Source organism: Hymenobacter sp. CRA2 (genome assembly GCF_002007105.1).
GTDB lineage: Bacteria > Bacteroidota > Bacteroidia > Cytophagales > Hymenobacteraceae > Solirubrum.
In genome coordinates, this window is the sequence record NZ_MVBC01000017.1 from 59375 (window position 1) to 71230 (window position 11856).

The following is an 11856-nucleotide window of genomic DNA, read 5'->3' on the forward strand; positions in this document are numbered from 1 at the left end:
GGCCTTCGGGCCCTTTCTTTTCGCGCTTGCTTGACCACCGGTACTAAGTCTCTCACCACCCTTTCCTCCGTCGTTGTTGCGTCGCTGCTGACCTGGTGGTCCCAGGCCGAGCCCTCGACCCGTCCCTTTGCGTTTTCGCAATTGTGGAGCTGGATGGAGGCTCATCCGCACGCGCCGCTACTCACGCCGCCGGACACCACCCGTCCCGTCGCGGGCGACACCACGCGCTACCGGTCGAGCCGGCGGCCCCGTGTGGCGCCCGAAGATAGGCCGGGCAACTTCCTTTCCGAGCGGCGCCGCCGCTCGCCACTGGTGCTGCCGTTGCCTTCCAACGTGAAGCCGCAGGTGACGCTGGGCGACTCCCTGGAGTACGTGGACGTGGAAGAAAACGTTGGACAGGACATTGAGTTCCGCGACCCGGCCCGTTTGTCGTTCGCCGAATTTCAGCGCCTGCAGGAGCAGCAAGCCATCCGCAATTACTTCCGCACGAAATCGGAAGGCGGCGTGGCGGGCGGCCCCGGGGCGCCGGCCACGGCCAAGCGCCTGATTCCGAAGATCTACCTGAACCCCACGCTGGGCCGCATTTTCGGCGGGGAGTTCATCGATATCCGTCCCAACGGCGCGGCCACCATTTCGCTGGGCTGGCGCCAGAACTTCAACGACAACCCGGCGCTGACCTTGCGCCAGCGCCGCACCGGGGACTTCAACTTCCAGCAGAACTTCAACCTGAACCTGAGCGGACAGATCGGGGACAAGCTGAAGATTCTGTTCAACTACGACACGCGGGCGGCCTTCGACTTCGAAAACCAGATCAAGGCTGATTTCACGGGCTACGACACGGACATCATCCGCAAAGTGGAGATGGGCAACGTGTCGTTGCCGCTGAACAACTCGTTGGTGCAGGGTGGGCAGAACCTGTTCGGGGTGAAGACGCAGCTGCAATTCGGGCGCCTGAGCGTGACCGGCGTGGCGGCCCAGATGCGCGGCACGGCCGACGAAGTGCGCGTGCAGAACGGGGCCCAGTCGCGCAACTTCGAACTCAAGGCTTCCCAATACGAGGCCAACCGCCATTTCTTCCTCTCGCAATTCTTCCGCGAGCGGTACGACGCCTCGTTGCGCAACCTGCCTACGGTGCAGAGCGGCATTGAAATCCGGCGCGTGGAGGTGTACATCACCAACGACAACCGCACCACCGAGACGCTGCGCAACGTGGTGGCCCTGCAGGACGTGGGCGAGCCGCGGCGGTTGTACCGCAGAACCTTCGTCAACCAAACCCAGCTAAACGCTCCGCCGGCCAACGCGGCCAACACCTTGCTTTCCACGGTGCTGAACACCAGCACCACGCGGGCGCGCGACGTGCAGCAGGTGGATGATTACCTGCAGACTGGGCTAAAGCTGGAAAAGACGGTGGACTATGAACGCGTGCGGGCCCGCAAGCTTGATCCGCGCGAATACACCTTCAACGCCCAGCTTGGCTACCTCTCGCTCAACACGCCGCTGCTGCCGGAGCAGGTCCTGAGCGTTTCGTACGAGTACACGTTCAACGGCCGCTCCTTCAAGGTGGGCGAGCTGTCGGATGACTACGGCCCCAACGTGCCCGAAACCGGGGTGGTGTACCTCAAGCTGCTGCGCGCCACCAACCCCGGCGTGGGCCTGGTCAATGCCGGCGACCCGACGGTAAACTTTCCTTCGCCCACCAACCCCAACGGCAACGACCGGCTGCGCAACGGCAACCTGCCGGTGTTCGACCTGATGATGAAAAACATCTACGCGTTGAACGCCTCGCAGCTCAGCCGCGACCAGTTCCGCCTGGACATCATCTACAAGGACGACGCCACCGGCGTCGACCTGCTGTCGTTGAAAGAGGGCACGCGAATTCAGAACATTCCGCTGACGCAGGTGCTGAACCTGGACAACGTCAACCCCAACAACGACCGGCCCTCCGACGGCAACTTTGACTTTCTGCCGGGTCTCACCATCGACCCGGAGCTGGGTAAGATCATCTTCCCGGAGGTCGAGCCGTTCGGCTCCTACCTGCGCGCCAAGTTTGACACGGTCACCGTCAACGAGCGGCCGCTGATCGACAAGTACGTGTACCCGCAGCTCTACACGCAGGTGCAGAGCGACGCGCAGCAGCGCCAGGAGAAGGACAAGTTCTACCTGCGCGGCCGCTATGCAGCCACCGCCACCGACGAAATCACGCTGCCGGGTATCCGCATCCCGGAAGGCTCGGTACGGGTATACTCGGGCTCCACGCTGCTGCAGGAAGGCGTCGACTACCAGGTTTTCTACGACCAGGCCAAGGTTAAAGTACTCAACCCCAGCTACCTGAACTCGGCCAACGAGCTGCGCGTGCAGTTTGAGCGCGACGCCGTGGTGCAGGTGCTGCCGCGCAAGCTGCTGGGCGCCCGTTTCGACTACAAGTTGTCGGACGACGTGAACTTCGGGGGCACGGTAATGCACCTGATCGAAAACCAGGCCCCGGGCATTAACCGTGTGAACCTGGGCGACGAGCCGAGCAATAACACCATCTACGGGCTGGACATGAACCTGCGCAAGGAGTCGCGGGTGCTGACCAAGTACATCGACATGCTGCCCTTCGTGAACACGAAGGCGCCCTCGACGGTGGCGTTCAGCGGCGAGTTTGCGCAGTTTGTGCCGGGTAAATCCCGCCTGGGCCGCGGCGAAGACGGCGTGTCGTACCTCGACGACTTCGAAAACTCCCGCACGCCCTACACCCTCGGCAATAATAACCCGGCCAACCCCTGGCGACTGGCAGCCACGCCCGAGCCCATCGTTCGGCGCCTTGGCTTATCGGGCCGCAACATCGGCAACCCGCGCGCCAAGCTGGCCTGGTACACCATCGACCAGACCTACTTCAACAACGGCCCCTCCAAGCCCGACAACGTCAGCAACGAGGACCTGAAGAACCACTACACGCGCGGCATCACGCGCTCGGAGGTATTTCCGGGCCGCGACAACGGCCAGCTAGGCGGCAGCTTCGAAAACACGTTTGACCTGGCGTACTACCCGGCTGAGCGCGGCCAGTACAACTACAACCCCAACGTGAGCAGCGACGGGCGCTTTCTGAACCCGACCCAGTCAGCCGCGTTCAACCAGCGCAACTACGGCGGCATCTCGCGCGAAATCACGTTCGATACGGACTTCGACAACGCCAACGTGGAGTACCTGGAGTTCTGGCTGATGGACCCGTTCATCAAGAGCAAGAACCCGGGCTCGACGTACGCCGACATCGACGACTCGGACCCGACCACGCCCGACGGCCCCAACACCAAAGGCGGCGAGCTGTACTTCAACCTGGGCACCATTTCGGAAGACTTGTTGCCCGACAAGGTGTACGAGTTTGAGAACGGCCTGCCTGACGCGGACGACACCGCGCAGCAGCAGAACGTACAGGAAACCGACTGGGCCCGCGCCACGCGCCTGCAGTTCCTCACCGACGCGTTCAGCAACGCGCCGGGCGGCCGCGACCGGCAGGACGTGGGCCTCGACGGCCTGACGCAGACGGAGGAACGGGAATTTTTCCGCACCATTCCGGGCGGGGCGTACGCCGACTTCGAAGACCCCTCCGCCGACGACTTCCGTCACCACCTCGACCCGTTCTACGACAACAACGTGGCGGGCGGCACCAAAATCCTCGGCCGCTACAAGAACTTCAACGGTATGGAGGGCAACTCGCGCGCCCTCAGTGGCACGCAGAGCGCCACGGCGCTGCCCGATAAGGAGGACCTGAACCGCGACAACGTCATCAACGACACGGAGCGTTATTACGAGTACCGCATTCCGCTGAAGCCCGGCGCCGGTTCCGATGGCCTGAAACCGGGCCAGAACTTCATTGTGGACCAGGTGACTAACCGCATCCAAGGCACCAACGACGACGTGACCTGGTACCTGTTCCGCATCCCCATTCGCCAGTACACCGGCATTCAGGGGGCCCAGACGGAATTTGGCTTTAAGTCGATTCGCTTCCTGCGCATGTACCTCACGGGCTGGGAAGAGCCCACCGTGCTCCGCTTCGTGCAGATGCAGTTCGTGGCCAACCAGTGGCGGCGCTACCTGGGCGTGATTACCGAGCCCAATAGCGGCCAGACCGTCAACGTACCCAACGACGCCGATGCCTTTGCCATTTCGACGGTGGGCATCGAGGAAAACGGTCCCTCCAACGGGCAGGGCGGCACCATTCCGTACGTTACTCCGCCCGGCATTCAGCGCGACCGGGAGTACGGCTCCACTTCCACCATTCGCCAGCAAAACGAACAGTCGCTGCGCCTGTGCGTGGAAGGGCTGAAGGAGGGCTACGCCAAAGCCGCCTACAAAAACGTGACCCTGGATTTGCTGCGCTACAAGCGCCTGAAGCTATTCCTGCACGCCGAAAGTGAAACCGCGGCCAACATTCAGGACGGGCAGGTGAAAGGCTTCGTCCGCTTCGGCACCGACTACACCCAGAACTACTACCAGTACACGCTTCCGCTGACGCTGACGCGCACGGTTTCCACCGACCCGAACAACATCTGGCCCGAGGCCAACCGCATCGACGTGGCGTTGCAGGACTTTGTGGATGCCAAAGCTGACCGCGCCCGCGCCGGCTTTAGCCTGCTGGTGCCCTACTCCAAGACGCTGCCCAACGGCGCCACCATCACCGTACTCGGCAATCCCGACCTGAGCGCCCTGCAAGGGCTGATGATTGGGGTGCTGAACCCCGCCGACAACGGCCCCGACCAATCGTTGTGCCTCTGGGCCGACGAGTTGCGCGTGCGCGACTTTGACCAGACCGACGGCTGGGCGGCTACCGCCCGCTTCAACACGCGCCTGGCCGACGTAGCGAATATCACCGCCACGGGCTCGTTCACGTCCGTGGGCTTCGGGGCCTTGCAGGACCGCCCGGCCCAACGCTCGCTCGACAATGTAATGCGCGGCGACGTAAACGCGGCCGTGGCGGTGGAGAAGTTCCTGCCCGAAAAGCTCGGCCTGCGCGTACCCGTACTGGTACAGGCCGGCCACGAGAGCCGCTCGCCTAAGTACGACCCGCTCGACCCGGACATGGAGCTGTCGAAGTCGCTGGCCAGTAAGTTTGCCTCGGATGCCGACCGGGCGGCCTACCGCAAGGAGGTTATCGACCAAACCAGCAGCCGCTCCATCAGCGTGCTGAACGTGCGCAAGGAGCGCACCAACCCCGACCGGAAGCCCAAGCCCTACGACATCGAGAACCTGGCGGTGAGCTACTCCCTCACCGAGCGCCTGCACACCGACATCCGCACCGACCGCGACTTCACGCGCACCTATACCGGCGCGCTGGCCTACGTGTACCAGCCCACGCCCAAGTCGTACGCGCCGCTGAGCCAGGTGAAGGCGCTGAACTCGCCCTACCTGAAGTTTCTGCAGGAACTGAACTTCACGCCGCTGCCCTCGCGCTTCTCCTTCCGCGCCGACTTGGACCGCCGCTATAACGAACGGTTCCTGCAGCGCACGCAGGCCCAGGGCCAGGTGCCCACCACCGACGGCATCCCGGGCGTGTTCCAGAAAAGCTTCTTCATCAACCGCATCTACGACCTGAAGTGGGACCTGACGAAGAGCCTGATTCTGGACTACACGGCCACGAACCGCAGCAGCGTGGATGAGGGCGAAGGCCCCACCATCGGCGACGCTGACCCGCGCGCCCAGCAAAACCGGGACCTGCTCAAGCGCAACCTCAAGCGCGGCGGCCGGACCACCAACTTCAATCAGCAGATTGCCCTTACCTACCGCCTGCCCCTCGACAAGTTCCCGCTGACGGACTGGCTGTCGGCCGACGCGCGCTATGCCGCCAACTACTCGTGGCAGGCGGCGTCCACGGCCATCCGGGCCCCTCAGCTCGGCAAGCCGCTGACGGATACCTCCACGACGCGCGTCGACATTGGCAACACCATCCAGAACAACCAGGACATCAGCCTCAACGGCCGTATCGACCTGGTGAAGCTGTACAACAAGGTCAAGTTCCTCAACATCATCAACAACGCCCAGCCCAGCAGCAACAGCCGCGGGGCGCAGGGGCTGAGCACGATGGAACGCCTGCGCCAGGGCCAGGGCAAGGGAGAACTGGCCAACCGCAAAGACCCCACGGCCAAGGGCAACGAAGCGGATGGCGACTCGACGAAAGGCCCCGAACTGCGCGCCCTCAAGGCCGTGCTGCGCTCCTTGATGACGGCCCGCTCGCTGAACTTCACCTACACCCGCACCGCCGGTACGCTGCTGCCGGGCTACCTACCCAAGACGCGCTTCTTCGGCCTGAACAGCGACTTCTCGGCGCCTGGCGTCCCCTTCATTCTGGGCCAGCAGTATGACCTGGACGACCTCTACAATACGGCCCGGGACAACGGCTGGTACACCAGGCGCAGTGACCTGCTCAACACGCCACTGAGCTCGTTGCGCACCGAGAACCTCCAGGTGCGCACGACCCTGGAGCCCATCCGCGACTTCAACATTCAGCTGGAGGCCCGCCGCCAGAAAGTGCTGAACCGCGAGACCTTCTACCGCCTGCAGGTAAACGATTCGACACTGCAACCGTTCACCCGCCTGAACCCGGTTACGGGCGACGTAGAGCTGACGGGGGAACTAGCCCCACGCCTGCCGCTGGGCTCCGGCTCGTTCAGCACCTCGTTCTTCGCGCTGAATACGCTCTTCGGTGACCTGGACAAAAAGTCTATTTCGGATGCGTTCAACCGTTTCGTGAGCAACCGCGAAGCCATTCGCAACCGCCTGCAGGATGCCAACGGTACCCAAGGCCTGTACGGGTACAACTCGCAGGACGTGCTGATTCCAGCCTTCATCGACGCTTACCGCGGCCGCTCGTCCGATAACTACAAGGCCAAGCGCTTCAACCCCTTTGGGCAGCTGCCCATCCCGAACTGGACGGTGCAGTATAACGGCCTCTCGAACCTGCCGCTGGTGCAGCAGTACCTGCGCTCCGTTACCCTGCGCCACGGTTATTCGTCGGAGTACCAGATCCTGGGCTTTACCACCTCCACCCTGTACGAAAGGGAGCCGGAAGGATTCCCCAACCAGGTCAACCAAAACCGGCAGTACGTTCCTTATTACGTCATCAACCAAGTGGTGATAACCGAACGTCTGTCGCCGCTGATCGGGGTGAACTTCCAGACCCTGGAAAAATTCAACGGCACCCTCGACTACGGCATTGACCGTAACCTGGCCCTGAACACCACCAACGCCCAGGTAACGGAACTGCGCAGCAAGAGCATCACCATTGGCATCGGCTACACCACCAACCGCTTCCGCATCCCGTTCAAAATCGGGGGTGAGCAGCGCATCCTGCGCAACGAGCTAAGCGCCCGTCTTGACCTGTCCATCCGCGACAACATTACCGTGCAGCGGAGTATCGTGGACTACGTGGCCCCCACTTTCGACACGGCCACGCAAACCGTGAACCCCGGCCAGCCGGGCCGGCCCGAGCAGCAGGTGACCAACGGCAACCGCCAGTTCCAACTGCGGCCTACGGTTGACTACGTGGTCAACCAGCGCCTGAACCTGCAGTTCTATTTCACGCGCAACGTGTCGCAGCCCCGGGGCCAGACCACCTCGTACAAGAATGCCGCTACGGAAGGCGGTATCCAGCTCCGCTACAGCCTGTCACAGTAACCGCAGCGGGCGTAACAGGCAAACGGGGGAAGCGCAGCCATGCCGCTTCCCCCGTTTGTTTTTTGTTTCAGGTCCGTGCCAGCCCGAATTCCCGCCGCGGCTGATGCCGCCATTCATTATCTTTGGCCGCCGCCAGCGTGCGGCTGGTTTACACTTTCTTTCCCTGCTTGCCCGATATGAACCTTCCCGCTAACCTGAAGTACACCAAAGAGCACGAGTGGATCCGCATCGAAGGCGATGTGGCCTATGTGGGCATCACGGATTTCGCCCAGAAAGAACTCGGCGACATCGTTTACGTGGACATTGATTCGGTTGACAAGGAAGTCAGCAAGGACGAAGTATTCGGTACGGTAGAAGCCGTGAAGACCGTTTCGGACCTATTTAGCCCCATCTCCGGCACCGTGGAGGAAGTAAACCCCGCGCTGGCCGACGCCCCCGAAACCGTCAACTCCGACCCCTACGGCGACGGTTGGATGATCAAAATGCGCATCGGAAACCCGGCTGAGCTGGATGCCCTGCTGTCGGCCGAGGCCTACGGCGAGCTGGTAGGCGCCTAACTGCGCGCGGCGGTGGTTCGGTACCTGCCCGTAGTGGTGTCCGCGGCGTGGACGTTGTTCATGCTTTGGGGCACGCTCAGCCCGCTGAACCAGCTCCCGCCCCTACCCGAGTGGGAGCTACTTTCCTTTGACACGGCCGCCCACGTGGGCATCTTCGTGGTAACGGCCGTGCTCTACGTATCGACAGCCCGGTGGCAACGGCTCTTCCCGAGCCTGCGCCACCGGGCTTTCCTGTGCACGCTGGTTGTGTGCCTGCTGCTGGGCGCGGGCATCGAGCTGGCCCAGACGCTGATGGCGCTCGGCCGCTTAGGCGAGTGGACCGACCTGATCAGCGACGGCCTGGGCGCCGTGGCCGGGCTGGGCCTGATGCGCCTGACGCAACGCTGGTGGGACCTCGGCCGGATGCCGGCTTAAGCGCGTACACCGCTCATGCCTTCACTTTCACGGTCTTTGCTGGTCGGTAGCGCGGTACTGCTTGCCCTGGATACCCGGCCAGCTGCGGCGCAGGATCTTAACCGGGCCCGCCGCACCATTGAGCACTTAGCCAGCCGGCGCCTGCACGGCCGCGGCTACGTGCGGCAGGGCGAACGGCGCGCGGCTGATTTTATCCGGCAGCGGTTCAAGCAGCTTGGCTTGCAGCCCCTAGCACCAGGGTACTTCCAACCCTTTACCCTCGACGTTAACACGTTTCCGGGCCAGCTACGCCTGCGAGCGGGCAACCATGCCCTGCAGGCGGGTGCTGACTTCATTGCCGAGCCCAGCTCTGGTGCGGCCGCTGTCAACGGCGTACCCGTGTACCTCGACTCCTTAATATACAACGACGAGCAGGCCGGCCAACGCTTCCTGGCCACCCCGCTGCAGGGCCGTATTCTGGTTTTGCGCCAACGCGACGCCGAGCGGTTACGCACCTTGCCCACTGTATTTGCTGAGCATGTACAACAAGCAGCAGTGCGCCTCACGCTGGTTTCCGGCAAGCTCACCGCTTCACTGAGCAGCACTGTGGCCCCGCAGGCACAGCTGCAAGTGCTAGCCAGCAAATGGCCGCAGTTGCAGCCCGAGCAGTCGGTCAGCGTGCAGGTGCAGGCCCAGCTGCGTACAGCCTACCCCACCCAGAATGTGGTGGGCTTCCTGCCGGGCACTGCGCAGCCGGATTCGTTTTTAGTGCTAACCGCTCACTACGACCACCTCGGTCAGATGGGCCGGCGCGCATACTTTCCCGGCGCCAATGACAACGCCAGCGGCACCGCTATGCTACTGGAGCTGGCCGCTTACTATGCCCAGCCCGAGCACCGCCCTCGCTGTTCGGTGGCCTTTCTAGCCTTCGGAGCCGAAGAGGCGGGCTTGGTTGGCTCACGTTACTTCGTCAAGCATCCGTTGCTTCCGCTTGAACGCATCCGCTTCCTGCTCAACCTCGATTTGGCGGGCACCGGGCAAACTGGCGCCACCGTGGTCAACGGCCGCATTCACGAGGCGGAGTACCGGCAGCTAGTCCGCTTAAACGATGCAGGGCATTACCTACCTGAACTAGCCCCGCGCGGCCGCGCAGCCAACTCCGACCATTACCCCTTTTCCGAGGCTGGGGTACCGGCATTTTTCCTTTACACCCGCGGCACGCCTACTCATTACCACGATGTCTATGACCGGGCCCGGACACTGCCGCTGACCGGGTTTGCTGGCCTCTTCCGCCTGGTGGTGGCGTATTGCCAGGTGCTGAGCCGGACGCCATAGTCCGCTTCGCCTTGAGCAATTAACGACCCGGCATAAAAACATTCATCCCGGAACTGTCCGTGGTGGATACGGCCAATTCCGGGATGATAAGAAACAGAGCGGGTGGCGCCGCGCTGTTTAGCTGTTGCTGCGCAGGGAGCCCATTACTTGCTTGGCTACCGATTCCCACTCCGGCTTTTGGCGGTCGGGGCAGGAGAAGGTGCACATCAGCAGGCGGCCTTCTACGTCCGTGAAGAAGATCAGCTGGTAAACCTGGTGGCCCAGTTCTGGCTTCATCATTTCGATAAAACCGATTTTGCGGCCGTTGATTTCTTTAACACCGTCGGCGAAGAACGTGGCGTCCGAGTATTGCTTGCGGTACGTCTTCATGAAGTTCGTCGCGTACATGTCGACCATGTCCTGATCGGCCGTGTTGTCGGTGTACGCAAAGGCGAGGCTAGCGTGCGAGGCGTTGGTGTAGATAACGCTCGGACGGCTCTGTGCCTTGGCATAGAGAAAATCCATCTGCTGCTCGCTCATCACCTCGAAGCCTTTGGGGATGAGGATTTCCACCCGTTCGCTTAGAACGCGCTTCTTAATCAGCTCCACTTCAGCAAAAGGCTTAGCAGCCATCAGCAGCACTGCCAAGCAGAGCAACGGGGCGAGTAGAACTTTCTTCATGACTAGAACCAACAAAAGGTGAACATTCATTCTGGGTAAACTACCGAACAGCCCGTGGGGATTCTGTTTGGATAACACAATTTAGGAAGAAAAGCTGTGTGCGCAAGAACTTTATACAAAAATAATTTAGTGCAAAAGCAAACGGCGCAAGCTATTCAAGTCAAAAAGGCCTGTGGAGACCGGGAAGGCATTTTTTGAACATACACTCAGTACCTAAGGAAGTTGCAAGGTGAGTGAGCAAGCATATACATACTCTTATACTGAATTGTATTGAGAATGTTCAATTGGATTTACGAAGCATGTAGAAACACGGTTTTGCGGTTAAAGAATATTATTGAGTTGTTCCTTGATCTTCTCCAGTTCCTCTTTCATCCCCACCACGAGGTGTTGGATGGTTGAATCGTTGGCTTTGGAACCTATAGTATTGATTTCGCGACCAATTTCCTGCGAAATAAAGGCCAATTTCTTACCGCTGTATTCGGGCAGGTGCACCGTTTCGGTGAAGTAGTGCAGATGGCTGACCAACCGTACTTTTTCCTCGGCGATGTCAAGCTTCTCGATATAGTATAGCAACTCCTGCTCGAAGCGGCTGGGGTTGAACTGGTCGCTCTGAGCGAGGTCGGCCAGGCCGTCGTGCATGCGGCGGCGCACATTCTCCAGGCGTGTGGGGTCGTGGCGGTCCACGTCGGCCAGCAGAATGCGGATGCGGTCGATGTAGCTTAGAATCTCAGTGGTCAGGGCCTGGCCTTCGGTGCGGCGGAAGTCCAGGGCCCGGTCCAGGGCCTCCTGCACCAGCGGCTGCAGATCGGTCCACGACAGGTTCAGCTCTTCCTCGGTGGGCGTGGCGGCCTCGGTGGGCGACTGCACGACGCCGGGCAGGCGCAGGGCCAGCTCCAGCAGGTTGTCGGTGGGGGCGCCAAGCTCCTGGGCCACGGCTTGCAGCTCCTGGTAAGCGGCCGTCAGGACTTCACGGTTTAGGGTAGCCCGCGAGCGGGTGCTGGCCGGGCGGGTGATGTCGATGCTGACGTTGACCTTGCCGCGCACCAGTTGCTTGCTGATGAGGTTGCGCAGCTCCAACTCGCTGGAGGCCAGCGAACGGGGCATACGCAGGCTGAGGTCCATACCTTTGGAGTTCAGCGACTTTATCTCGACGACGGCGGTGTAGTGCTCGGTTTCGCGCTGGGCGACGCCGTAGCCGGTCATGGATAGCAACATGGGCGGAGGTGGTGTAAAAGGGACGACAAAAGTACGGCCTAAT

The 11856-nt window shown here is 61.7% G+C and carries 6 protein-coding genes; 4 read left to right on the forward strand and 2 right to left on the reverse strand.

What is annotated here, in order from left to right:
• The first annotated feature begins 30 nt into the window (after positions 1–30).
• The 4 genes from sprA to B0919_RS21365 all read left to right on the forward strand — a co-directional run bounded on the left by sprA (position 31) and on the right by B0919_RS21365 (position 9938).
• A complete protein-coding gene (sprA, locus tag B0919_RS21350) occupies positions 31–7653 on the forward strand; it encodes a cell surface protein SprA (RefSeq protein ID WP_254846639.1) in 7623 nt (2540 codons plus the stop codon).
• A 176-nt stretch (positions 7654–7829) separates the two neighbouring features.
• A complete protein-coding gene (gene gcvH, locus B0919_RS21355) occupies positions 7830–8210 on the forward strand; it encodes a glycine cleavage system protein GcvH (RefSeq protein WP_078014361.1) in 381 nt (126 codons plus the stop codon).
• A 12-nt stretch (positions 8211–8222) separates the two neighbouring features.
• Positions 8223–8624, forward strand: a complete 402-nt coding sequence (locus B0919_RS21360; protein WP_139362308.1) for a VanZ family protein — start codon at positions 8223–8225, stop codon at positions 8622–8624.
• 15 nt (positions 8625–8639) lie between these two features.
• Positions 8640–9938 carry a M28 family metallopeptidase gene (locus B0919_RS21365; protein WP_078014331.1) on the forward strand — a complete coding sequence of 433 codons (1299 nt, stop codon included), beginning with the start codon at positions 8640–8642 and terminating at the stop codon, positions 9936–9938.
• 117 nt (positions 9939–10055) lie between these two features.
• Here B0919_RS21365 and B0919_RS21370 read toward each other — a convergent pair whose 3' ends face one another.
• Together B0919_RS21370 and B0919_RS21375 are read right to left on the reverse strand one after the other, a co-directional pair.
• Positions 10056–10598, reverse strand: a complete 543-nt coding sequence (locus tag B0919_RS21370; protein ID WP_139362309.1) for a hypothetical protein — start codon at positions 10596–10598, stop codon at positions 10056–10058.
• A 321-nt stretch (positions 10599–10919) separates the two neighbouring features.
• A complete protein-coding gene (locus B0919_RS21375; RefSeq protein WP_078014333.1) occupies positions 10920–11813 on the reverse strand; it encodes a YicC/YloC family endoribonuclease in 894 nt (297 codons plus the stop codon).
• Positions 11814–11856: the final 43 nt, after the last annotated feature.

Excerpts from the sequence above, each read along its gene's own strand:
- gcvH (WP_078014361.1), top strand. The coding sequence starts at position 7,830 with ATGAACCTTCCCGCTAACCTGAAGTACACCAAAGAGCACGAGTGGATC.
- B0919_RS21365 (WP_078014331.1), top strand. The coding sequence starts at position 8,640 with ATGCCTTCACTTTCACGGTCTTTGCTGGTCGGTAGCGCGGTACTGCTT.
- B0919_RS21370 (WP_139362309.1), bottom strand. The coding sequence starts at position 10,598 with ATGAAGAAAGTTCTACTCGCCCCGTTGCTCTGCTTGGCAGTGCTGCTG.
- B0919_RS21375 (WP_078014333.1), bottom strand. The coding sequence starts at position 11,813 with ATGTTGCTATCCATGACCGGCTACGGCGTCGCCCAGCGCGAAACCGAG.